The 22,863-nt window shown below is 71.7% G+C and carries 25 protein-coding genes; 15 read left to right on the forward strand and 10 right to left on the reverse strand.

Translation table 11 applies throughout. The features are described 5' to 3' along the window. Positions 1–293 precede the first annotated feature (293 nt). Both OHS58_RS38180 and OHS58_RS38185 read left to right on the forward strand, forming a co-directional pair. Positions 294–788 carry an excalibur calcium-binding domain-containing protein gene (locus tag OHS58_RS38180; RefSeq protein ID WP_328645641.1) on the forward strand — a complete coding sequence of 165 codons (495 nt, stop codon included), beginning with the start codon at positions 294–296 and terminating at the stop codon, positions 786–788. Further along, positions 785–1,438, forward strand: coding sequence for a class F sortase (locus OHS58_RS38185; RefSeq protein WP_326945563.1), 654 nt, complete (start codon positions 785–787; stop codon positions 1,436–1,438). The genes OHS58_RS38180 and OHS58_RS38185 overlap by 4 nt, the downstream gene beginning before the upstream one ends. Here OHS58_RS38185 and OHS58_RS38190 read toward each other — a convergent pair. After that, positions 1,435–3,717, reverse strand: a complete 2,283-nt coding sequence (locus OHS58_RS38190; RefSeq protein WP_328645642.1) for a helicase-associated domain-containing protein — start codon at positions 3,715–3,717, stop codon at positions 1,435–1,437. The two genes, OHS58_RS38185 and OHS58_RS38190, sit on opposite strands and share 4 nt — an antisense overlap. Positions 3,718–3,731: 14 nt before the next feature. Next, positions 3,732–4,529, reverse strand: coding sequence for an excalibur calcium-binding domain-containing protein (locus OHS58_RS38195; protein ID WP_328645643.1), 798 nt, complete (start codon positions 4,527–4,529; stop codon positions 3,732–3,734). 193 nt (positions 4,530–4,722) lie between these two features. Here OHS58_RS38195 and OHS58_RS38200 point away from each other — a divergent pair, with 193 nt between their 5' ends. Genes OHS58_RS38200 through OHS58_RS38210 form a run of 3 tightly spaced genes read left to right on the forward strand, consistent with a single transcriptional unit; the run spans position 4,723 to position 7,018 of the window. Continuing rightward, positions 4,723–6,108 carry a 3'-5' exonuclease gene (locus OHS58_RS38200; protein ID WP_328645644.1) on the forward strand — a complete coding sequence of 462 codons (1,386 nt, stop codon included), beginning with the start codon at positions 4,723–4,725 and terminating at the stop codon, positions 6,106–6,108. A 10-nt stretch (positions 6,109–6,118) separates the two neighbouring features. Next, positions 6,119–6,655, forward strand: a complete 537-nt coding sequence (locus OHS58_RS38205; protein WP_328645645.1) for an AAA family ATPase — start codon at positions 6,119–6,121, stop codon at positions 6,653–6,655. A gap of 24 nt (positions 6,656–6,679) precedes the next feature. Then, complete coding sequence (locus OHS58_RS38210) at positions 6,680–7,018, forward strand: DUF3024 domain-containing protein (RefSeq protein WP_328645646.1); 339 nt, start codon at positions 6,680–6,682, stop codon at positions 7,016–7,018. Here OHS58_RS38210 and OHS58_RS38215 read toward each other — a convergent pair. Then, the gene (locus OHS58_RS38215) at positions 7,015–7,338 is read right to left on the reverse strand and encodes a nucleotide pyrophosphohydrolase (RefSeq protein WP_326945569.1); all 324 of its coding nucleotides are present in this window, start codon (positions 7,336–7,338) and stop codon (positions 7,015–7,017) included. The genes OHS58_RS38210 and OHS58_RS38215 overlap by 4 nt on opposite strands. A gap of 136 nt (positions 7,339–7,474) precedes the next feature. Between OHS58_RS38215 and OHS58_RS38220 the strand changes: the two genes are divergently transcribed. The 3 genes from OHS58_RS38220 to OHS58_RS38230 all read left to right on the forward strand — a co-directional run bounded on the left by OHS58_RS38220 (position 7,475) and on the right by OHS58_RS38230 (position 11,550). After that, a complete protein-coding gene (locus OHS58_RS38220; RefSeq protein ID WP_328645647.1) occupies positions 7,475–8,407 on the forward strand; it encodes a nitrate- and nitrite sensing domain-containing protein in 933 nt (310 codons plus the stop codon). An 88-nt stretch (positions 8,408–8,495) separates the two neighbouring features. Further along, entirely contained in the window at positions 8,496–9,848 is a 1,353-nt protein-coding gene (locus OHS58_RS38225) for a DUF6880 family protein (protein WP_442875489.1), read from the forward strand. A gap of 190 nt (positions 9,849–10,038) precedes the next feature. Continuing rightward, complete coding sequence (locus tag OHS58_RS38230; RefSeq protein ID WP_328645648.1) at positions 10,039–11,550, forward strand: hypothetical protein; 1,512 nt, start codon at positions 10,039–10,041, stop codon at positions 11,548–11,550. Position 11,551: 1 nt separating this feature from the next. Here the strand turns inward: OHS58_RS38230 and OHS58_RS38235 are convergent, their stop codons facing one another. The 3 genes from OHS58_RS38235 to OHS58_RS38245 all read right to left on the reverse strand — a co-directional run bounded on the left by OHS58_RS38235 (position 11,552) and on the right by OHS58_RS38245 (position 13,574). Further along, positions 11,552–11,707 (reverse strand): hypothetical protein, encoded by a 156-nt coding sequence (locus tag OHS58_RS38235; RefSeq protein ID WP_247059869.1) that lies wholly within the window; start codon positions 11,705–11,707, stop codon positions 11,552–11,554. 209 nt (positions 11,708–11,916) lie between these two features. Beyond that, positions 11,917–12,849, reverse strand: a complete 933-nt coding sequence (gene coaA / locus OHS58_RS38240) for a type I pantothenate kinase (RefSeq protein WP_247059870.1) — start codon at positions 12,847–12,849, stop codon at positions 11,917–11,919. Positions 12,850–12,959: 110 nt separating this feature from the next. Beyond that, positions 12,960–13,574 (reverse strand): macro domain-containing protein, encoded by a 615-nt coding sequence (locus OHS58_RS38245; protein ID WP_328645649.1) that lies wholly within the window; start codon positions 13,572–13,574, stop codon positions 12,960–12,962. 98 nt (positions 13,575–13,672) lie between these two features. Here OHS58_RS38245 and pheA point away from each other — a divergent pair, with 98 nt between their 5' ends. From pheA to OHS58_RS38260, 3 genes are all read left to right on the forward strand, one after another. Continuing rightward, on the forward strand, positions 13,673–14,581 hold the full coding sequence (gene pheA, locus OHS58_RS38250; protein ID WP_247059872.1) for a prephenate dehydratase: 909 nt from the start codon (positions 13,673–13,675) through the stop codon (positions 14,579–14,581). Beyond that, on the forward strand, positions 14,578–15,195 hold the full coding sequence (locus OHS58_RS38255; protein ID WP_328645650.1) for a histidine phosphatase family protein: 618 nt from the start codon (positions 14,578–14,580) through the stop codon (positions 15,193–15,195). The genes pheA and OHS58_RS38255 overlap by 4 nt, the downstream gene beginning before the upstream one ends. Before the next feature lie 171 nt (positions 15,196–15,366). Next, the gene (locus tag OHS58_RS38260; RefSeq protein WP_326945574.1) at positions 15,367–16,008 is read left to right on the forward strand and encodes a DUF4232 domain-containing protein; all 642 of its coding nucleotides are present in this window, start codon (positions 15,367–15,369) and stop codon (positions 16,006–16,008) included. 4 nt (positions 16,009–16,012) lie between these two features. Here OHS58_RS38260 and OHS58_RS38265 read toward each other — a convergent pair whose 3' ends face one another. The 3 genes from OHS58_RS38265 to OHS58_RS38275 all read right to left on the reverse strand — a co-directional run bounded on the left by OHS58_RS38265 (position 16,013) and on the right by OHS58_RS38275 (position 18,012). Then, positions 16,013–16,495: a hypothetical protein gene (locus OHS58_RS38265; RefSeq protein WP_328645651.1), complete on the reverse strand. Its 483-nt coding sequence runs from the start codon at positions 16,493–16,495 to the stop codon at positions 16,013–16,015. Between the two features lie 108 nt (positions 16,496–16,603). After that, positions 16,604–16,954 carry a metallopeptidase family protein gene (locus OHS58_RS38270; RefSeq protein ID WP_155548455.1) on the reverse strand — a complete coding sequence of 117 codons (351 nt, stop codon included), beginning with the start codon at positions 16,952–16,954 and terminating at the stop codon, positions 16,604–16,606. Beyond that, positions 16,954–18,012 (reverse strand): septum formation family protein, encoded by a 1,059-nt coding sequence (locus OHS58_RS38275; protein ID WP_247059878.1) that lies wholly within the window; start codon positions 18,010–18,012, stop codon positions 16,954–16,956. Before OHS58_RS38275 ends, OHS58_RS38270 begins: the two co-directional genes overlap by 1 nt. Positions 18,013–18,166: 154 nt before the next feature. On the opposite strand from OHS58_RS38275, the gene OHS58_RS38280 reads away from it, so the two are divergent. The 4 genes from OHS58_RS38280 (at position 18,167) to OHS58_RS38295 (ending at position 21,359) form a co-directional block, all read left to right on the forward strand. Next, entirely contained in the window at positions 18,167–18,718 is a 552-nt protein-coding gene (locus tag OHS58_RS38280) for a hypothetical protein (RefSeq protein ID WP_326945576.1), read from the forward strand. Beyond that, positions 18,719–19,885, forward strand: a complete 1,167-nt coding sequence (locus OHS58_RS38285; protein ID WP_326945578.1) for a glutathionylspermidine synthase family protein — start codon at positions 18,719–18,721, stop codon at positions 19,883–19,885. 44 nt (positions 19,886–19,929) lie between these two features. Further along, entirely contained in the window at positions 19,930–20,382 is a 453-nt protein-coding gene (locus tag OHS58_RS38290) for a DUF350 domain-containing protein (protein ID WP_247059881.1), read from the forward strand. A gap of 71 nt (positions 20,383–20,453) precedes the next feature. Then, a complete protein-coding gene (locus OHS58_RS38295; protein WP_328645652.1) occupies positions 20,454–21,359 on the forward strand; it encodes a haloalkane dehalogenase in 906 nt (301 codons plus the stop codon). Between the two features lie 166 nt (positions 21,360–21,525). Here OHS58_RS38295 and OHS58_RS38300 read toward each other — a convergent pair whose 3' ends face one another. Further along, positions 21,526–22,818: an aspartate aminotransferase family protein gene (locus tag OHS58_RS38300; protein WP_326956346.1), complete on the reverse strand. Its 1,293-nt coding sequence runs from the start codon at positions 22,816–22,818 to the stop codon at positions 21,526–21,528. Positions 22,819–22,863 lie beyond the last annotated feature (45 nt).

Here is a 22,863-nt window from a genome sequence, read left to right on the forward strand (position 1 = left end):
TTACGGGGTCGGCGGCCAATTCGCTCGAAGAGGTGACGGAGATCGTCCGACATTCCGACCGGTACGTATTACAACGAATTTTCGGACGGGCGAAAACGCTGGTCAACACGATTCGATCATCAATCCGGCGAAGAATCACGAGGCGCCCGGATTTTGGTTGGGTGCTGGCGTTTACCGGCAACCGTACGAATTTCGGAAATGTCCGTAACGGCCTCGACGTGGCCGCGATATTAACCACGCATCGCGGCGCCAGAGCCGTGTTCGACTCCGATTCTTCCCCGGAAGGACTTCCGTTGTCCTTATTTCGTCGTGCCCTGACGACGGCCGCAGCCGTCGCCGGGCTCGCTCTCCTCGGCCCCGTCTCCCTCGCCTCCGCGCAGCTCGCGACGCCCCTCGCGGTCGGCGACGTGGACTGCGGCAACTTCACGTACCAGGAGGAGGCGCAGGCGGTCCTCGACGCGACGCCGGGTGACCCCAACAACCTGGACTCCGACAAGGACGGCATCGCCTGCGAGTCCCTGCCGCACCGCCCGGTGCAGAACACCACGACGCCGACGACCGAGCAGCCGAAGCCGTCCTCGACGAAGACCCACACCACCCCGAAGCCGACGACCACCAAGAAGGCCACGACGGGCGGCCAGGTCAAGGTCAAGCCGGTCGGCGGTGTGGCCACCGGTGGCGGCGAGCCCGACGAGGGCACCCCCGGGTTCCTCCTGCTCAGCGGCGCGCTGCTGGCCGCGGCGACGTCCGGCGGGATGGTGCTCTACCTGCGCCGGCGCGCGAGTTGAGGCGGCCGCACCCGCCGCTGTGGCCGGCGATCGCGGCGGTGGCCGCCGCGCTCGGCGTGGTCGTGGTCGTGGCACTCGTCCTGGCCTTCTCCTCACCGGCGACGGACGAGGTCGCGCCGCCGCCGTCGCCGCCCTACACGAGCGCCGCGGGGAGCGCCGGCACCACGACCACCCCGCCGCACGGCGGGCTCCCGGCGGCGAAACCGGCGTCGCTGAGCATCCCGGCGATCGGGGTGCGCGCCGGGTCGATCGCCGATCTCGGGCTCACGCCCGGCGGTGAGCTGCAGGTCCCGCCCGACGCGACGACCGTCGGCTGGTTCACCGGAGCGCCGTCGCCCGGCGAGGTCGGGCCGGCGGTGCTGGCCGCGCACGTCGACTACAAGCACGTGCCCGGCGCGTTCAGCAAGCTGAAGGACCTGCGCTCCGGCGAGCTGGTGCGGGTGGGCCGCACCGACGGCCGGACAGCGGTCTTCACCGTCTACCGCGTCGACCGCTACGCCAAGGCCGACTTCCCGACCGACGAGGTCTACGGCGACACGACCGAGCCCGAGCTGCGGCTCATCACCTGCGGCGGCGCGTTCGACCGGTCGAGCGGGAACTACCTCGACAACGTCGTGGCCTTCGCGAAGCTCACCGCCGTCGAGGCCTAAGCCAGGTCGATCCGCGCCAGCTCGAGCCGGCGGTAGGCGCGATCGTGGAGGGACCAGACGTCGAGGACGTCGTCGTCCAGCTCCGGGTACGCGATGACGAGCCGCGTGGGCTCGGCGCCGTCCGCGCGGTAGACGACGTCCACCGGGATGCCGGCTTCGAGCTGCCAGCAGAGTTGCTGCTGCTTCGGCGTGAGCCGCCCCGCGTAGCGGTCGCTCATCGCCCGCGCGAGCTGCCCGCGCAGCAGGCTCGGGCCGCTCGGCGGGGCCGCCAGCAGCCGGTCTGCGTGGTCCAGCGGGTCGGGTTTCCGGTCGGCGGCCTCGGGATCGCGGATGGCGACCTTCGGCTCGCCCTGCTCCCGCGCTGGCAGCACGATGCTCCCGTCGGCGGCGTGGTGCGTCGGCGCGTAACCGGCGTCGCGCAACGCTTCGAGCGTGCGCGATGCGTCCATTGTGGACGTCAACACCGTCGGAGCCACTGAACGCAGGCCGAGTTTCACGAGCTTGCGGTGCGCGGCGATCTCGGCGAGCACCGCGGGTTCGCCGGTGACGACGCTCGCGACGTCGAACACCTGCGCCTCGCCGTGCCGCCGCGCGACGTCGTTGACCAGGTACACCAACGGTTGCGGCAGCTCACCGCCGGCGATCGCCCCCAGTTCGCCTAGCAGCTCGGCCGCCGTCGCGCCCTGGTCGAAGGCCCGCCGGACGGTCGACGGCGAGAACCGCCAGCTCGTCGCCGTGCCCTGGGTTTCGCGATCGGCGGCGCGGTCCAGCTGCGCGGCGAGGCGGGCGTCGGGGGAGCCGGGCACGATCGCGGTCAGGTCGGTGCCGAACAACGCCGTCGTGCGGGCGTGGGCCACCAGTTCTTCGGTGACGGCCACGAGCTTGCCCGGGTCGAGCAGCGCGCGCCCGGCCTTGGTGACGGCGCCGTGCGCGACGGCGCCGAGCAGCTCGCCCTCGGCGAGCGCGGCCTGCACGTGCCCGGCGAAGTCCTCGGCCGCCACCATCGGCGCGTGCCACTCGGCGAGCCGCGTCAGCGCGTCGACGTCGGTGATCCCGGTGCCGGGTGCCAGCCGGGCCAGCAACCGCACGACCAGCCGTCGCACCTGCGCGCCGTGGCCCGGGCCTTCCACCGGCGGCGCGGGTTCCCACCAGGTCGTCAGCAGCAGGCGGTGGAGCAGCGCCGGGCCGGGGCGGACGACGTCGGGGTCCGGTTCGAGCGTGGGCGGCGGCGCCTTCTGGCCCCGGCGCGGCGGGTTGGGCTCCTCGGCCAGCAGCAGCCCGGTCTGCACGGCGAGGTCGATGGCCAGCTCGATCTCCTCGGGCTTGGCGCGGACCTCCTTGGCCACCTTCTTGATCAGCCGCGACCCGATCGTACCGTCCTTGAGCAGCGGAAACGGCTCGGCGGCGGCCAGCTCGAGCACCGCCGAGACGCGGTCGAGCAGCCGCAACGCGGCAGCCGACGACGCGGCTTCGGCCGAGTCGGCTCCGATGTGGACGACGGGGGTTTCGGGCTCCACCGGCGTGAAGGGCAGGGGGTGGTCCGGGCCGCGCAGGGCCAGCGACACCTCGACGGGCATGGCGGCGCTGCCGTAGTACGTCCCGAACAGGAAGCCGCGCTCGAACGCCCAGGCCTCCGGCGTGCCCGGCAGCGGCGTCACGGCGTTGATCTCGGGAACGCCGTCGGCCATGTCCCGCAACAGTTTCTGAACGGGCTCCGGCGCGGTGCCGGCCAGTTCGCGCAGGCCGTCGGCGTCCCGGAAGAACTCCACGAGACCGCTCAGCAGCTCGGTTCGCCGCACGTCGTCCGGCAGGCCGACGGCCCGCGACAGCTGCGCGAGCCGCGTCGTGCCGAGCTCGCCGAGCAGGTGCGCGGCCGGTTCGCCGAGGCCGTCCGCCCGGAAGTTCGTCCGGTGCAGCAGCTCCGGCAGCGTGACGCCGCCGGGTTCGCGCCAGACGAGCGCTCGGTCCGCCAGTTCGTCCACAAAGGACTCGGCGACGGCGGGACCGGTGCCGAGCAGCCGCGCGACGTCGTCGATCGACGCCGGTCCGGTTCCCAGCGCGTGACAGAGCTGCAGGGCACGCACGACCTGCGCGTGCGGCGTCGGCAACCCGATCAGGGCCTCGTTCAGGGAGGCGGCGGTGCCGAGCCGGGCGGCGACGACGTCCAGCCGCCGCGGCCACGGCTCCCCGAGCACGTCCGGCCGGTGGGCCAGCACCGTCGCCAGGCGCCCCCGGTCGAGCCCCGCGAGCCGCCCGAGCAATCCGTCGGCGGTGGTCATCGGCCCAGGTTAGATCACCGTTCGCAGGCCACGCCGTCGCCGTCACGGTCGAGCGCGGCCCGGTAGCCGGGCTCACCGCGGTACAGCGGTGCGGCGCCGGCGGCCTTGGCGGCGGTGCAGTTCTTGTAGTACGCGGCGGAATCCTGCTTCGGCGCCGGTGCGTCTTCGGTGGTCACCGGCGCGGGCGGCGGCTTCGGGGCCGCCTTGGTGATCACCGGGGCCGGCGGCTGCGGGATCGGCGTCGGGCTCGGTGTGGGGGTCGGCGCCGGGACGTCGATGGTGCCGTTGCACGGCGCCGCCCACAGTCCGCTGACGGCCTGGTGCGCCGCGTTTTCGGCGGCGGCCAGTGCTGGCGCCGCGGCACTCGTCGCGTACTTGAGATAGCCGTTCTGGAGCGCCAGCGTCGCGTAATCCTGCCCGCCGGCCAGCGTCACGGTGATGCCGTCGACGGTTTCCGCGCCGAGCTGGACGGTTTTCCCGGAAAGGGTCGTCGCGGCCCAGGCCAGCGATTCCGCCGCGTAACAGCCGACGGTGGTGACGGGGGCGATGACACCGAGCACGCGCACCGTTTTCCGGGTGCCGTCGCTGCCGTTCACCACGACGTTCGCGCCGTCCGTCACGGTCGCGACCGTGTAGGTCACGGCGACCGGCGTGGGGGTCGGCGTCGCACTGGTCGTGCTGGTGGGAGCCGTGGTCGTCGGTGCGGCGGCCGTGAGCTTCGGCTCGGGCGCCTTCCCGAAGACGGCGCCGAGCACGAACAGGACGCCGAAAGCGGCCAGGACGATCTTCAGCCAATTCGGTAGGCGCTTCATGACGGATTTCCTTGCTCTTCGACGCGACGTGCCGACGGTGTACTCGGGAAATCTCCCGACGTTGTTACGCCGCGGACCGTGATCGACCACCAGTCGTTATCCGGCGGAATGTAACCGTCACGATCGCGTCACGAACACCCTTTTCGTCGCGAAAAACCGTCACAACGGCGCGTGGTCGAGCGACCTGGCGGACGTGATCGAATCCCTCCCGCTGCTCGGGGCCGGCGGCTACCCCGCGCAGGGCATCGACTTCACCGCCCTCGAGATCCGGACGACCGGCCTGCGCCCCGGGCGCGTGGTCGAGCTGGCCGCGGTGCGGGTCCGCGCCGACGGCGTGCTCGCCGGCGAGCTGACGACGTTGGTGAACCCGGGGCCCGGCGTGCCGCCCGGCCCGGTCGTCCTGCACGGCATCACGCGGGAAGAGCTGGACGCCGCGCCGTCGTTCGGCGCCGTGCTGGGGTCACTGCTCAACCTGTGCCGCGGCAGCGTCGTCGTGGCCCACGACCTGCCGTTCCTCGCGGCGTTCCTGGGCAGCGAGGCCGCGCGGCTCGGCGCCCGGGTGCCGGTGCTGCCGGGCGTCGACGTGCTGACGGCCGCGCGGTCCGCCGTCCGGCTGCCCAACTACCGGCTCGCGACGGTGGCTCCCGCGTTCGGGGTGCCGCGGCCCGGGCCGTCCGCGTTGAGCGGCGCGCGGACCGTCGCGCAGCTGGCGACCGGCCTGTTCGGACGGCACGGGTTCACCTTCGCGGCGCGGCCGGTGCTGCCCACGCTGCCGACGTTCGCCGCGGGCCCGTTGCGGCCACGGGAAGACGTCCCGGCGGCCGAGCCGGGCTGGATGGCCGAAGCCGTCGAGCGGGTCGTCGCCGCTCGGACCGGCGAGGACGCGTACCTGGACCTGCTCGCCGGCGTCGTCGCCGACCAGCACCTGTCGCCGCCCGAGGTGTCGGCCTTGGCCGCGCTGGCGGACGAAGCGGGCTGGGACGGCGAGAGCGTGCGCGCGACGCACGAGCGGTTCGTGACGGCGTTGCGGGCGGTCGCGGAAGGGGACGGCGTGGTGACCGCGGCGGAGGCACGCGAACTGCGTCAGGTCGCGACGGCGCTCGGGGTCGCGGAAACCGTCCGCGACCTGCGGCCCACGGCGGCCGGCAAGCCGACGCGGGTGCTCGTGCTCGGCACGACGGCCGCGGCCGACCAGCTGCGGGCCCGCGTGCTCGCGGAAGGCGTCCAGCTGGCGAAGAAGCTGACGGGGAGCGTCACGCACCTGGTGGCGGACACGACCGTCGCGTCGAACGAGCCCCGGCTGGGGCGGGCCGGTGAACTGGGCGTCGCGGTGCTCGGCGTCCGGGAAGCGCCGGTCGCGCTCGGGTTCGAGCCGCCGCCGGTGGCGCGTCCGATCGTGGCGGTCCAGGGAAAGCGGCTCGGCGGCCGGGTCCTGATGGGCGTCGGACTGCTGCTGATGTTCATCGTTGTCGTCGCTATGTTCGGCGGTACTCCGCTGGTCGCGGGGATCTTCTTCGCGATCTTCGGGGTCGGCGCCCTGCTCGGCGGCTGGTGGCTCGCGGAGCCGGAGACTCGGTAGCCTCGGTCCGGTGCCGAGACTGATCCACTTGAACGGGCCGTCCGGGATCGGGAAGTCGACGATCGCGCAGCGGTACGCCGAGCTGCGGCCGGGGGTGCTGAACCTCGACACCGATCGCGTTGTCTGCCTGATCGGTGGGTGGCGGGACACCTTCTTCGAGACGTTCAAGGCCGCGCAGGTGCTCACCGTCGCCATGGCGGAGGCGCACCTGCGGACCGGGCACGACGTCGTCATGCCGCAGCTCGCCACGCGCGTCAGCGACGTCGAGGCCTTCGAGGCCGCCGCCGCGCGGGCCGGGGGCGAGTACCGGGAAATCGTGCTGACCGCCGAAAAGCCCATTGCGCTGGAGCGGTTCGCCGCGCGGGTGGCGAGCGGGACGAACGGTGGCGTCGACGACGTCGTCCAGGGGCGGGGTGGGGCCGCGGTCGTGGCGCGGATCCACGACCAGCTCGCCGCCTACCTCCCGTTGCGGCCCGGCTGTGTCGTCGTGCGGACCGATGGGTGTGCTCCCGGCCAGACCTACGACGAGGTCGTCGCCGTGCTCTGAGTCGGGGTCGGGTTCACTGGGTCCATGGCGGCGATTCCGGAACTGGCCCTGCGGCAGATCGAACGGTGGTGCGCTCAGCGGGTACCCGAGCGGGTCCTGGACCAGGTCCGGGTCGAGTGCCGGACCCGGGGCCGGACGGTCACGATCCTGGAGCGCCGCGCGCCCTGGTCGCCGGAAGCCGGGCCTGAGTGGACCGAACAGAAGATCGCGCAGTTGCGTCTCGACGAGCACGGGATCTGGTCGGTGCGCTGGGCCGATCGCAACGGCAAGTGGCTGACCTACCCGGACGCGCCGGTCGCCAGTACGCCGCCGCCGTTGCTGGCCGAGATCGATCGCAATCCCCACGGGATCTTCTGGGGTTAGCTCGGCGAGGGCGGGGGGAAGCGCAGCTCGTTGCGGTCGATCTTCGCGTGCGCCGCCTCCGTGAGGTCGATGCCCAGGCGGTCCGCCAGCTGGAGCAGGTACAGCGTGACGTCGGCGATCTCGTCCAGGACGTTCTTCTCCAGCGCGGGATCCGTGCGCCACGCGTCGGATTCTTCCGGTGTCAGCCACTGGAACAACGAGGTCAGCTCGCCCACCTCGCCCGACAGGGCCATCGCCAGGTTCTTCGGGGTGTGGAACGGCTCCCAGGAGCGGGCGGCCGCGAAGTCGCGTAGGCGCTGGGTCACGTCGTCGAAGGTCACCGGGGTGATTGTCCTCGGGCGGTCACGGACCGCTAACGGCCGTATGGCGGACTGGCGTTGACCGGTGAATCTCTCACTCAATAGGTTGACCACCGTCGGGATGGTTGCGGGGCCAGGTGCTGGGAAGGGAACGTACTTGAAGTACCTGCGATCCGTGCGTGGACGCATGCTGGGCATCGCGTTCATCCCCGGGTCAGCTCTCGTCGTCGTCGCTTTGGTGATCGCGGGTTTCCTGGTCCACCAAGCGGTCCGGACGCGTGAGCAGGCGATGGACACGGCCGCCGCGGCCGATCGGACGGCTCGGGCCGTGGTCTCCCTGCAGGGTCAGCGGGCGGCCGCGATGGCGACGCCCGACCACCGGTCCTCGGCGTACGCGATTTTCACCCAGCGGATCGACACCGCGATCGCCGGGCTCCGCGACTACGCGCGCCGCGCGCCGGACGCGGAATCCGGGTACCAGCAGACCACCGCGATCCAGCTGCTCTCCGTGGCCGAAGGCATGTACCGCGCCGATTCCCTCGCGCTGGCGGGGCTCGACGACGTGACGCGGCGGTCGTTCGTCCTGGCCGTCGCCGCCTACCGGGCCGAGCTCGCGCAGGTCTCCGGGCAGCTCACCGAGACCGGCCGGGAGGCCTACGAGGCCGTCACCCGCAGCGCCGACTGGAGCAGGCTGGCCGCCGCCGAAGACGCGCTCGCGGCCGCCGAACCGTTGCCCATCCCCGAATCCACGTGGCGCGGTGCCGCCTACACCGTCTCGCTGCAGCTCGGTCAGCTCTACACCCGGCAGAGCCAGTACGCCGTGCAGCTGACCCTCGACGACGGCCGCCGGACCCTCGCCGGCGCGCTCGCGGCGAGCACCGGGATCCTGCTCTGCGCCGTGCTCCTGCTGCTCGTCGTCCGGCGGCTGGTGGCGCGGGTGCCGGTGCCGGTCGTGCCGATCATGGTGCCGACGATCCACCCGGCGGCCCGCACGGCGATCCCGCGGCCCCGCCACACACGGTCACCGGTGTCGCGGGAACCCGAGCCGTGGCCGATGAAAGCCGTGTTCGAAGGCCTGCGTCGCCGATGAGGCGCTCACCGAACGTCATCGGCTACTCCGAAAAGAGCACGCGGTTGGCCCACACGCCACCTTGTCACCGTGGGGCAGACTGGTGCGCGTGAGTCCCCCCTCGGATCTTCGCCCCTACCTGCGCACTTTGGACGCGGAGACGCTGGCGGACCTGTTGCACGCCCAGGCCGAGCGTGACCCTGAGCTACGCCATTCACTCGAACTGCGGGCCGCGACCCAATCCGGTGACGTCAGCGAGGCGCACCGGCTCCTGGACACCGCGGTGTCCGACGGGAACGTCGAATACACCGCGAAAGTCGGCGCGGTCCTCGACACCCTGCGGCGGATGCTCGACGCCGGCAGCCGCGCCGACCTCGCGCCGCTGGCCCGCCGCACGGTCGACGACATCAGCGCGATGTACGAGCAGGCCGGCGACCACCCCGGCGACCTCGGCGACCGGCTGGACCGGGCCGTCGAGATCTACGCCCGTGCGTGCACCGCCCGGCCGCCGGACCCGGAGAAGCTGGCCGACTGGATCCTCGAGGTCGAGTTCGACGGCCCCGGCCACCCGGTGATCGACCTCGCCGAGTTCGCGACGGCGCTGGGCGAACCCGGCCTCCGCCGGATCAAGTCCACTGTGGACGACGTACTCGCCGCGAGCGGGCCCGGCCACCGGCGCGACGTCGCCGAGCGCCTGCAGGAACAGCTGGCCGAGGTGCTCGGCGACGTCGACGGGCTGGTCGCGATCCTGTCCGCCAAGCCGCCGCGCGTCGACGTCAGCCTCAAGATCGTGCGCGTGCTGCGGGCCGCGGGCCGGCACAGCGAGGCCATCGCGCACGCCGCCCGCGCGCTCACCCCGCACAAGCACCTCCAGCCACCACACCAGCCGCCGCCACCCCAAGAGCCCGAAGCGGACGACGACGTTTCGCGGCGCCGCAAGGAGTTCGACGAACGGCCCGGCCGCGAGACCTACACCGCGCTGCGCGAAGCCGCGACGGACGCGGGGAAGTGGCCGGTCCAGCGCCGGGCCGCGCTGGCCCGCCTGCGCGAGCTGGCCGCCGACGGCGTCGAGCGCGCCGACGAGCTGGCGCGCGTCCTGCTCGAGGACGGCCGGCCCGACGAGGCCTGGCGCGCCTGCGTCCGGTTCGAGGCATCGCCGCAGGTCAGGCTCGACCTGGCCGAGCTGCGGTCGGCCGAGCACCCGGCCGAGACGATCCCGGTGTTCCGCGCGGCGGTCGACGAGCTCATCGAGCGCAAGGACCCGCAGTCCTACCAGGAGGCCGCGCGCCGGCTGAAGCTGTTGCGCACGTTGCACAAACGCGCCGGGACCCCGGACGAATTCACCGCTTACCTCGGCACGCTGGTGGAAACCCACAAGCGGAAAACGCGGCTGATCACGGAAGTCCGCGCCGCGCGCATCGCCCTGCCGAAAGCCGTAACCTCGCCGCGCGCGGCTCGTTGACCGGCTGAACCGGTTTGCACGTGCATCGCCGGCATCGAGCCCGCCAAGGCGGTCACACCGCTTCTGGCCAGTGATGTCGCGGTGGCCCTGTTCCGCCGTCCGGCTCGGCGCCTCCCCGTCGAGCGGCCGGTGGGACCCGCGCCAGGGCCACCGCGACCTGCTCGCCGAGCGTGCATGAAAACATGACCTCATGAGCCCGGTGAGTCGCGCCCGCAAGAAGGCCCCCCAACCCGTCACGCACAGCGTGACCGGTCTGTTCAAGGACGTCCTGAACGACTTTTCGGCGATGGGCGCCGACCCGGCGCCGGTGGACGTCGAACTGCTCGCCTCCGAGGTGCTCGGCCAGTTCCACGACGTCCCGCTCGAAGACGGCGAAGAGTCGCTCGGCCTGGAGCTGATCGCCTTCGCGCAGCGCAAGATCACGCCGGGCGCGGCCGCGCTGCTGGCCGCGCTGGCCGTCGTCGCGGAGACCGACGTCGAGCGCAAGGCCGCCGACGCCGGCCTGGAGACCGTCCTCGGCCGCGGCATCCCCGCGCCGCCGTGGGCGGGCGGGCTGGGCCGCGTCACCGCGGGCGAGTGCTGGCGCACCGGCGACGTCTACGGCGACGAGTCGTCCCTGCTGATCGTGTTCGGCCACGGCGACCAGGTGCACGGCCTGCTCGCGCTGCTGGACTTCACCGAGGGCGGCCGGGTGCGCGACCTCGTCGTGATCGACCAGCCCGGCGAGGTCCTCAAGGAGATGCGGGAACAGGCCGAGGCCGACCCCGAGCTGGTCGTGCTGGAAGCGGTCGACCCCGCCGACGCGCACCGCATGATCGCCGACGGCCTCGACACGACCGACCACCTCGACGAGGCCGACGTCAGCGAGGACTACGCGCGCTTCCACGCCGTCGCGCTCACCTGGTGCCGCGCGCTGCCGGAGCCGTCGCTCGTGCCTGAGGTGGCCGAGTGGTCCGGCACCGAGCGGGCCGCCGTCGTCGAGCAGTTCGTCGTGGCGAGCGGTGAAGAGGCCGAGTCGGCGCGCGCGATCGGTGGCCTGCTGCTGGAGCACGGCCTGCGCACCGACCCGGCGAACCCGCTGCGCGTCGGCCCGGAGAAGCTCGCGCGGTTCCTCGAGGGCCTGCTGGGCGAGGAGTACGAGCTCGACGCCGAGCACGAGGAAGCCGTCGAGCCGGTGGTGCTGGCCTGGGCGCAGTGGGCGGCCGGGCGCGACGGCCTGACCGAGACCGCGACGGCGGCGCTCGAAGAGGCCGTCGCCGAGTACCTGGGCGAGTACAACGACGAGGACGACTCCCCGCTCGAGCGCTACTTCGGCGACGTCGGTGACCTGTCGCCGTCCGAGCTGGCCGACGCGCTGGAACGCCGGATGTTCGCCGTGCCGTCGCTGACGGCGGAGATCGGCGACGAGGAGGTCGACCTCGACCCCGGCGACCCCGAGCAGCGGCGCGCGCTCGTCATCGCCGAGGCGGACGAGGACGAGGAAGAAGAGCGCCAGGTGCTGCGCGCGACCGTCGTCGACCAGCTGTGGGAGGACGAGCCCGTCGAGGCCTGGCAGGCCGTGCAGCGCCTGCAGGAGGGCGAGCTCGACCGCGTCGAGATCTTCGACCGGCTGATCGACGCGCTGGCGGGCACCCTGCTCGAATCGGAAGAGCTCGAGTACGACGCCGACGGTTACCTGGAGGCCCTGGCCGAGCTGGCCTGAGTCAGGGGAGGGGGCCCGCCGGTTCGACGGGCTTGGTGCGGTGGTGCCGCTCCTGGAGCTTGTCGTCGAAGTCGACGACGAACGCCCCGGCGGCCATCGCGATCAGCAGGGCCAGACCGAGCACCGCACCGACCCACGTGAGGATCATCGTGAACATCGCGGGCCTCCTCCCCAGCTCAGAGCCGTTTCCTGACTCCTTCAGGGTCGCTTTCGGAACCGGTTGCCGGTATCGGCCAACCGGTTACGCCTGCGGGGGTCGCCTCGGCCGATCGGCCGGCAAACGGGAGCTGAGAGCCACCACGCGTGCCCGGCCGTTCGCCCACAGTGGAAAAGACGACATGTGGGTGAACGGTCGCGGTGACAGCGTCAGAGTTTGCGGAGCCGCACCCGGTTGATCGTGTGGTCGGCGTCCTTGCGCAGCACCAGCGTCGCCCGGGGGCGGGTCGGCTTGATGTTCTCCATCAGGTTGGGCTCGTTGATGGAGTGCCACAGGTGCCGCGCCTCGGCGCGAGCCTCGTCGTCGGGCAGGCCGGCGAAGTGGTGGAAGTGCGACGCCGGGTCCGCGAACGCCGTGTGCCGCAGCTTCAGGAACCGCTCGACGTACCAGCGCTGGATGTCGTCGGTATGCGCGTCGACGTAGATCGAGAAGTCGAACAGGTCCGACACCGTCAGCCGCGGGCCGGGCTGCAGCACGTTCAGGCCCTCGAGGATGAGGATGTCCGGCCGCTGCACGACCTGCTCCTCGCCGGCCAGGATGTCGTAGGCGAGGTGCGAGTACACCGGCGCGGCGACGCGCTCGGCGCCCGACTTGACCTCGGTGACGAACCGCAGCAGCGCGCGGCGGTCGTAGCTCTCCGGGAAGCCCTTGCGGTGCATGATCCCGCGGCGCTGCAGCTCGGCGCCCGGGTAGAGGAACCCGTCGGTGGTGACGAGGTCGACGCGCGGGTGGTCCGGCCAGCGGGCGAGCAGCGTGCGCAGGACGCGGGCGGTGGTCGACTTGCCGACCGCCACGCTGCCGGCGATGCCGATGACGTACGGGACCTTCGTGCCGCGGGAGTCGTCACCGAGGAACGTCGTGGTCGCTTCGTAGAGCCGCTGACGCGCGGCGACCTGCAGGTTGATCAGGCGGGAGAGCGGGAGGTAGACGTCGGCCACCTCGGCCAGGTCGACCTGCTCACCGAGGCCGCGCAGGCGCAGCAGCTCTTCCGCCGTCAACGGCAACGGCGTCGAACTTCGCAGTTCTTTCCACTGTTCCCGGTGCAGCTCGACATAGGGGCTGAGTTCGCGGACCCGGGTCATCGCACACTCCTCCGGCCGTCGCCTGCACTGGCGGACGTTCACCTGCGTCCATCAACGGTAGGGCTTGCGGCCGCCGATCGCGCTGTGATGTCCACCCCACCGGGTGGTGTTCACCTGGAGTGACGGAAGACGTCGTCCCACGCGGCGGCGACCTGACGCGCGCACGTCGCGGGGTCCACGCCGCCGATTCCGGTGCCGAGCCCGGGCATCGCGATCGTCTCGACGGCTTCGCGCACCGGGCCGTCGTCGAGCACGCCGTCGCGCCACTTCAGGAAGACCGCGCGCGCCGCCAGGTAGGGGTGCACGGTGTCGGCGGGCAGCACCTCGCCGGGCTCCCGCATGGTCGGCGCGCTGATCAGCCAGGCCGGCTCGGCCTCGCCCGTCGGCACGATCACGGCCTCGCCGATCGGCAGCTCACCGCCGTGAAACGCCAGCACGGCGCTGCGGACGGACTGCTCCACGCCGGGGAACGCCCGCGCGTAGACGGCGTCGATGCCGCCGCGCATCCGGCCGTAGGAGTTGGCCGGGCTGACCACGGCCTGGGCGAGGACGTCGAGCACCGACCCGCGGTGCACCCGGATCCGGCCGCCCAGCGAGCGGGTGGCGGTGGTCCAGGCGGTGGCGAGCGGTTCATCGACGGCGCACAGCACCAGCTCCGGGGACCGAGGGGAAACCGGCGGGTGGGCGCCCTCGTGGCCGGCGTGCGTGCCCGAGTCGGCGGTCACCCGTCCAGCATCGCAAAAAATGCCACCCGGCGTAACCGGGTCACGTACCGGCTGTCCGAGTGAATGTGGCCACGCCCGGGCCCCGTAACCTGGGTGTTGTGTCACGGATCGCATACTTCGGCCCCCAGGGGACCTTCACCGAGCAGGCCGCGCGGGTCCTCGCCGGCGGCGAGGAACTGATTCCCGTCGAGACCGTCCGGCTGGCCATGACGGCCGTCCGCACGGGCCAGGCGGACGCCGCGTGCGTCCCCATCGAGAACTCCGTCGAAGGTGTGGTGCCCACGACCCTCGACGCGCTCAGCGAGTCGACGCCGCTGGTCGCGATCGCCGAAGCGATCCTGCCGGTCCACTTCAGCGTGCTCACCCGGCCGGGTGACCGCGAGATACGGACCGTCGCCAGCCACCCGCACGCGCTCGCCCAGGTCCGTGACTGGCTGGAGGCGAACCTGCCGGACGCGAAGCCGGTGGCGGCGTCCTCGACGGCGGCGGCCGCGGTCGGCGTGCTCCAGGGCGACTTCGACGCCGCGGTCTGCGCGCCCGTCGCGGTCGAGCACTACGACCTCGAGGTGCTGGCCACCGAGGTCGCCGACGTCACCGACGCGGCGACCCGGTTCCTGCTGGTCCGCCCGCCGGGCGACCTGCCCGAGCCGACCGGCGCCGACCGGACGTCGGTGGTGGCCGCGGCCGTGAACCGCACCGGCACGCTGGCCGAGCTGCTCACCGCGCTGGCCGACCGCGGGATCAACCTGACCCGCCTCGACGCCCGGCCGACGCGCAGCAACTTCGGCGAGTACCGCTTCTTCATCGACTTCGAGGGCCACGTGGCCGAGCCGCGGATCCTCGACGCGCTCACGGCGTTGCGCCGACACTGCCGCAACCTGCGGTTCCTCGGCTCGCACCCGCGGGCCGACGGCACCCGGACCACGCTCGAGCCCGGTTTCGGCAACGACGACTTCGTCGACGCGGCCGGGTGGGCCGACGCCGTCCGCAAGGGGGACCTGGCGTGAGGCTGCTGCTCATCCGCCACGGCCAGACCGACGGGAACGTCCGCGGCGCGCTGGACACCGCCCTGCCCGGGCCGCCGCTGACCGAGCTGGGGCAGTCGCAGGCCGCGGCGCTCGCGGGCCGGCTGGCCGAGGAGCCGCTGGTCGCGGTGTACGCGTCGCGGGCGACCCGCGCCCAGCAGACCGCCGCGCCGCTGGCCGCGCAGTTCGGGCTGGACGTCCAGGTCGTCGACGGCGTGCACGAGGTCGGCGCCGGCGATCTGGAGGGCGCCACCGACCACGCGTCGATCCGGGTCTACATGGACACCGTGAAGAAGTGGACGCTCGGCGAGCTCGAGCCGGCGCTGCCGGGCGGCGAGAACGGCACGAGCGTCCGCACCCGGATGCTCGACGCCGTCGGCCGCCTGCGCGCCAAGCACGAGCAGGCCGACCCGGACGGCGTCGTCGCGCTGGTCAGCCACGGTGGCGCGATCCGCCTCGGTGCCGAGTGGCTGGCGCCCAACGTCCACGCCGACGTCGCCAACGCGGCCCTGATCCCGAACACGGGCATCGTCGAGCTGCAGGCCCGGCCGGACGCGCAGTGGTTCTGCCTCACGTGGGTCGACACGCCGCTCTGACATCCCGCCCTGACACGCCTGGGTGAGTTCGGCGGGTTGGCGCAGGTCATCGCCGGGTACTTCGGACAAGATCCGCATAGGGTTCGTGAGTGATTCACGGGCGGAAACAACCTGGTGGGGTGCCCGTGCGTCCACCCACCAGTAGCACCCAGTACCAGGGAGGCGAGTGACATGGTTCGCACGAGGCTTTCACGGTTGTTCCCGGTCGTCGCGGCGTCGGCGGGCGTCCTCGCGCTTTCCGCCTGCGGTGGCGGCGGGACGACGCCGGCGGCGAGCAGCTCGACCCCCTCGACGTCCGAGTCCGCCACCTCCTCGACGGCCCCCACGGCGACGCCGAGCACCAGCAACCCGGCGCCGGCCACGTCGCCGACCGCCGCGCCGGTGGACAACGGCCTCTGCAAGTCCGGGGACGTCAAGCTCGCGCTCGGCCAGGGTGACGCCGGCGCCGGCTCGCTGTACCGGTCGCTGGTCATCACGAACGCCAGCGGCAAGCCGTGCGAGATCCAAGGCTTCCCCGGGGTCTCCTACGTGGGCGGGACCGACGGGCACCAGGTCGGCAAGGACGCTTTCCGCGAGGGCACCAAGGGCAACGCGGTCAAGCTGAACCCGGGCCAGAGCGCGGCCGCCGACATCCAGTTCGTCAACGTGCGGAACTTCGACTCCGCCACCTGCCAGCCGACCGAGGTCAAGGGCCTGCGGATCTACCTGCCGCAGGAGACGGCGTCGAACTTCGTGCCGGCCCCGGGCACTGGCTGCGCCAGCACGAAGATCCCGGGCAACCAGCTCGCGGTGAAGACGGTCCACCCGTCCTGAGCCGCTAGATGCGGGCGCAGATCTCCCGCGCCTGGACCAGGTGCCGCTGGCCGGAGATGTCGTTGAAGTGCAGGCTCAGCACCATCCGGCTGACCCCGTCGATGTGGTCGGCCAGCGGCTGGTAGTTCTCGTTGACCTGGGCGGCCGCCGCCGAGAGCTCACGGGCGGCGGTGACGCGGTGGAGCCGTTCGGGCGTGAGCCCGGGCGTCAGCGCCGGCTGCGTGTCACGGCTCGTGTCGGGCAGGTCGCCGACGCGGTCGAGCGCCTGACAGGCCGCGAGGGCGTCGTCGAGAGCCCCGGCGTGCACCCCGGACAGCCCCCAGAGCAGGCCCAGCACGCCACCACCCAGCACGAACCCGGCCACGGCGCAGAGCACCAGCAACCGGCGAGACGGCGGCGCGGGGGCCGCGACCTCGCTGGGCTCGGCCGAAATCTCTTCGTAGTCGGGACCGGCGTCGGTGCCGGTCCCGGGGTCCACGGTGCGCATATCAGCCTCCCACCACCTGGGTGATGAGACATTCCAGCTCACATTCGCGGATCCTGGTGCGGAAGCGCCCCGGCTGAGGCCGATTCGTCATCCGGCGAGCGGTGCGGGTCAGCCCCAGCCGAGCTCGTGGAGCCGGGCGTCGTCGATGCCGAAGTGGTGGCCCAGCTCGTGCACGACCGTGATGAGGACTTCCTCGACGACCTCGTCCTCGTCCTCGCACATCGACAGGATCGGCTGCCGGTAGATCGAGATCCGGTCGGGCAGCACCCCGCCGTACGACGACGTCCGCTCGGTCAGTGCGATCCCGTGGTAGAGCCCGAGGATGTCCGGCGCCTCGTCGTTGAACTCCTCGACCAGCACGACGACGTTGTCCATCGCCTTCGCGAACTCCGCGGGTACCTCGTCCAGGGCCTCCGAGACCAGCTCCTCGAACCGCTCCCGGCTCATCTCGACGGGCATCAGCCGTTCTGCTTCGAGGTCGGCGGCGCGCTCGAGCTCGGTGGCGCGGAGCTCGACGTCTCCGGGCCGCCACCGCCGTCGGACGGCGGGCCGTCGGCGGGCGGGCCGTCACCCGGCTGGCCGCCGTCGGTGCCCGCCGGCGCGGCCTTGATGCTGCCGGTCACGGCCTGCAGGCCGCTGCCGTCGGGGAGCTTCGCCGCCACCTTGCAGTTGACCTTGCTCGACCCGGCGTCCCAGCTCTCCTGCTCCCGCAGGTCCCAGGTCAGGATGAGGTGCTTGGCGTCGAGGTCGGCGCCGCCGGTGTAGTCCGCGGCCGACTTGGTGCACTCGGTGTCGAGCCAGGTCTTCTGGTCGTCCTGCTTCGGGTAGCCGTCCTTGAACTTCGACTTGAGGTCGAGGGTCGCGATGATCTCGTAGGAGTGCGGCTTCGTGCACTCGACCGGGTCGCCGACGCCCTTGCCGAGCAGCCCGAGGCAGGCGCCGGGCTCGAAGACCAGCGACTGGTCCTGCTCCTTCGCCGGGCTGGTGGTCGGCAGCAGCTTGCCGCCGGGGCCGGCCCACTGCAGGCCGCAGCGCAGCTGGCGGTCGCCGTCGTCCCACTGCGACGCCGTCGGGCGCAGCAGGTTCGTTGTGAGCTTCCCGTACGGATCGAGGTTGTGCCCGAGGTACGGCTTCACGTCGGCGGTGCACTTCTGCTGCGCGATCTGCTGCCACTGGTCCAGCGTCGGGGTCGGCGCGCCCTCCGGGAACTGGGCGCCGATGTCGACGAGCGTGGTCACTTCGAACAGATGTGGCTGGGTGCAGACGACCTTGCGCGCGTCGCTCGCATCCGGGTTGTCCCAGGTCAGGCAGCTGCCAGGGGGCGAGTGGAAGGCCTCTTCGGCGGCCGCCGACAGCTTGCCGGCCCCACCGCCGGCCCCGCCTGCGATGCCGTCGCTCCAAGAGAAGACGACACTGAGGGCGAGCGCGATGAGCGCGCCCGCGAAGATCCCGCCCATCACGACGCGGGTGCGCAGCGTCTGCGTGGCGGTAGGGAACCGATCGGCGCTGGAAGACATCGCAGTCCATGATGCCCGCGTCGCGCGCGACGTGCGCGATCCGGGTGGTTAGGGTGGTCACGGTTTCGTGGTGGCCGGTGATTACGGAGCGTATATGACGCAGGACAACAACACTGGGGACCAGCCGCCCCCGGAGCCGCCGAAGCGCGGTTCCATGAGGTTCCAGGACTCCAGCACGCAACGGCGCGAGCCTTCGCTCGCCGAACAGCGGGCCCGCCAGCAGGCGGTCGCCCAGGAAGAACGCGACGAGGAACTGGCCCGTCAGGCGGACGCCAAGGCGGCCACCCGGCGCAAGATCCTCATCGGCAGCGGCGTCACGGTCGGGCTCGTCGGCCTGGTCGCGACGTTCTACTCGGTCGCGAAGCCGGCCGGTGACGTCACCGCCGTCTGCACCGACTCGAACGGCATCGTCCAGGGCGACGACAACTGCGACGAGAACTACGTGACCAGTCACGGCGGGTACTCCAGCGGTGGCTTCCTGTTCCTGCCGATCGGCGGGGGCGGTTACAACAGCTACCGCTACAACTACGGCGGCTCCGGCACCATCGGGCAGCGCGTGTCCGGCGGTTCCTTCGACGCGCCGTCGTCGCGCACCAACGTCAACACCAAGTCGGGCAAGTCCGTCCAGCGCGGCGGCTTCGGCATCAGCGGCAAGAGCGGCAGCACCGGCGGGACCGGCGGCAGCGGCAAGAGCGGGGGATCCTAGGTGTACCGGGACCGGCGTGAGCCGCGGCGCGACTGGCAGCGGATCGTCGAGGAGCAAGGGCTCGTCTACGGCACGCCGGCCCGTGACAGCAGCGGCCGCGTGCGGCCGTACTGGGACGAGTCCGTGCACTACGTCTTCGAGATGGACGAGGTGCTCTCGCTCGAAGCCGACGTCGAACTGCTGCACTCGATGTGCCTGGAAGCCGTCGACAACGTCGTGACGACCGAGGGCTACCAGCGGTTCGGCATCCCGGAGTGGGTCTGGCCGCACATCGCCGAGTCGTGGAAGCGGCAGGACCCGCACGTCTACGGCCGGTTCGACCTGCGCTACGACGGCCGCTCGCCCGCGAAGCTGCTCGAGTACAACGCGGACACGCCGACCACGCTGCTGGAGGCGTCGCTGCTGCAGTGGCACTGGAAGACCGACGTCTTCCCGGACGACGACCAGTGGAACTCGATCCACGAGAAGCTCGTCGAGCGGTGGTCGTCGCTGCAGGAGAAGCTGCCGTCGAACGAGCTGCACTTCACCTGGTCCGCGGCCGACCCGAGCGGCGAGGACAACGTCACCACGGCGTACCTGCAGGAGACGGCGGCCGAGGCCGGCCTGGACACCGTGGGCCTGGCGATCGAGGAGGTCGGCTGGGACCCGGTGCTCAAGCGGTTCGTCGACCTCGAAGAGCAGCAGATGGCGACCGTGCTGAAGCTGTACCCGTGGGAGTGGCTGGTCGACGAGGAGTTCGGCCGCAACGCCGTCGAGTCGCTGCCGCGGACGCTGTGGGTCGAGCCGCTCTGGAAGATGATCCTCTCCAACAAGACGCTGCTGGCGATCCTGTGGGAGAACTACCCGGGCCACCCGAACCTGCTGCCCGCGTTCGCCGACGACCCCGGCCTGCTCACCGAGTACGTGCGCAAGCCGAAACTGGGCCGTGAGGGCGCGAACGTCCAGATCGTCGCCCCCGGCTACGAGACCCAGACCGACGGCGTCTACGGCGCCGAAGGCTTCGTCTACCAGGCGTTCGACCCGCTGCCCGAGTTCGACGGCTACCGGCCGGCGCTCGGCGCGTGGATCGTCGGCGACAGCTCCGCGGGGCTGGGCATCCGGGAGACCGGCGGCCTGGTCACCGACGACGGTGCCGCATTCGTCCCACATCGCATCCCCGAGTCGTGATACAACACCGCTGCTGATCAGCTCTTTTCTCTGGGAGACAACTCGTGAACACGACCCTTGCGCTGTCCGACACGTTCGGCTCCGACCTCGTGCGGGGGATCGGCGCGATCCTGCTCTACGGCGTCATCGGCCTGCTGCTGATGTTCGCCGGCTTCTACGCGATCGACTGGACCACGCCCGGCAAGCTGTCGAAGCTGGTCACGCAGGGCCTGCCGAACGCGGTGATCGTGACCGCGTCCGGGCTGCTCTCGATGGCGTTCATCGTCGTCGTGGCGATCTTCAACTCGGCGAGCGACCTCACCGAGGGCCTCATCACCTCGCTGGTCTACGGCCTGCTCGGGATCGCCGTCCAGGTGATCGCCGTCCGGCTGCTGGAGTGGGCGACCCGCATCGACGTGGCGTCGACCATCGAGAGCGAGAAGTTCGCCCCGGTCAGCATCGTCGTCGCGGCCGCGCACATCGGGCTGGGCCTCGTGGTGGCGGTCGGCATCTCCTGACCTTTCGCGCATCCAGGTGAGCCGGGCCACGTCCGTGGCCCGGCTCTCTTGTTCCCACTAGCGTGGAGTTCGTGCGCCTGCTGAGGACACCGGACGACCGGTTCACGGACCTGCCCGACTTCCCCTTCGAGCCGCGGTACGTCGAGCTCGACGACCCGCACGGCGGCGTCATCAGAGTGGGTTACGTCGAGGCCGGCCCCGCGGACGGCCCGCCGGTGCTGCTGCTGCACGGCGAGCCCAGCTGGTCGTACCTCTACCGCAAGATGCTGCCGGTGCTGGCGGCCGCCGGGCTGCGCGCCATCGCGCCGGACCTGGTCGGTTTCGGCCGGTCCGACAAGCCCGGCGACATGGTCGACCACACCTACGCCCGCCACGTCGAGTGGATGCGCGGGTTCGCCTTCGACGCCCTCGACCTGCACGACGTCACCCTCGTCGGCCAGGACTGGGGCGGCCTGATCGGCCTCCGCCTGGTCGCCGAGCACCCGTCACGGTTCGCGCGCGTCGTGGCGTCCAACACAGGCCTCCCGACCGGCGACCACGACATGCCGCCGGTGTGGCACGCGTTCCGCGAAGCCGTCGAGAAGGCCCAGGTGCTGGACGTCTCGCGCTTCGTCCAGTCCGGCTGCAAGTCGTCCCTGTCGAACGAGGTGCGCGCGGCGTACGACGCGCCGTTCCCGAACGAGATGTACAAGGCCGCGCCCCGGGCGATGCCGGGCCTGGTCCCGTTCCGCCCGGACAACCCGGCATCCGCGGCGAACCGCTCCGCGTGGGAGGTCCTGACCGAGCTGGAGCTCCCGTTCCTGGTGGCCTTCTCCGACGGCGACCCGATCACGGGCGGCTTGGCCCCGGTCTTGCAGGCGTCGCTGAAGGGCGCGCAGGGGCTGACGCACCCGGTGATCGCCGGGGCCGGGCACTTCCTGCAGGAAGACGCGGGCGAGGAGCTGGCCGAGCACGTGGTGCGCTTCATCCGGGGCTGAGCAGCCCCCGATTCCACGCTACCGGGACGGGCCGACAGTTCCGCTCGCCCGAAAGCCGTGAAGGCCTCCTTACCGGCTCTTATGGCCGGTAAGGAGGCCTTCACGGCTTTTCCTGACCCCGGGTTGTCGGGGGTGCTCGCTAGGCTGGAATCGGGGGCTGCTCAGGTCAGGCGAGTGCCGCCTGGGTGGCTGCCAAGGCGTCCACCAGGATGTCCAGGCCCTCCTGGGCTTCCTCCGCCGTCAACGTCATCGGCGGGCCCAGCCTCAGCACGTTGCCGTGCAGGCCGCCCTTGCCGATCAGCAGGCCGCGCTTCTTCGTCTCCTCCAGCATCCGGGCCGCCGCGGCGACGAAGGGCTCCGTCGTGCCCGGCTTGATCAGCTCGATGCCGATCATCAAGCCCTTGCCGCGGACCTCCGCCACCAGAGGCGACGAAGCCGCCCGCAACCCCGAGAGCAGCTGACGGCCTCGAGCCGCGCAGTTCGCCTGCAGGTCGTGGTCCTTGATGTAGTCCAGCACCGCCGTCGCGCCCGCCATCGAGACCGGGTTGCCGCCGAACGTCGAGAACGACTGGGCCTGGAAACAGTCCAGCACGTCGCCGCGGGCGACCACGCCGCCGACCGCGAGGCCGTTTCCCAGGCCCTTCGCGAACGTCATCATGTCCGGCGTCACGCCGTGCGCGTCGATGCCCCAGAAGTGCTCGCCCGTGCGGCCCCAGCCCGTCTGGACCTCGTCCGAGATGAACAGCACGCCGTAGGAGTCGAGGACTTCCTTCATGGCGCGGAACAGGCCGTCCGGCGGGAGGCTGAACCCGCCGACGCCCTGGATCGGCTCGGCGATCAGGCAGGCGACGTCGCCCGCCGTCGCCGTGTCGAGGACGTCGACCAGGTCGGCGACGCAGGCGTCGATGTAGGCCGCGTCGGACAGGTCGCGGAAGGGGCTGCGGTAGCGGTAGCCGCCGTGGACGTAGTTGACCTTGACCGGGCTCAGCGCCGACGCCGACCAGCCGCGGTTGCCGGTGATCGCGACCGTCCCGAAGGACCGGCCGTGGTAGGAGTTCCGCATCGCCAGCACCTGGTTGCTGCGCCGGAACTGCGTCGCGAGCATCAACGCCGTGTCGTTGGCTTCGCTGCCGGAGTTCGTGAAGAAGACCTTCGCGTCCGGGATGCCGGACAGCGAAGCGATCCGCTCGGCCAGCTCGACCTGCGAGCGGATCAGGTACAGCGTCGAGGTGTGCAGGATGCCGGTGTCGAGCTGCTTGCGGACCGCGTCGCCGATCTCGGCGACGTCGTAGCCCATCGAGTTCGTCAGCACGCCGGCGAAGAAGTCTAGGTAGGTGCGGCCCTGCGAGTCGGTCATCCGCCGGTCGTGCGCGTGCACGATCTCGATCGGCTCCTCGTAGAGCAGCGACATCCAGGACGGCATCACAGCGCGGTGGCGGGCGAGCAGCTCGTCGGTCATCGGGGCGCCTCCTCGGGGTCTCCTTGGAGTATGAGGAGCCCGCGA

This window comes from Amycolatopsis sp. NBC_00348 (assembly GCF_036114655.1).
In the GTDB taxonomy this organism is placed as follows: domain Bacteria; phylum Actinomycetota; class Actinomycetes; order Mycobacteriales; family Pseudonocardiaceae; genus Amycolatopsis.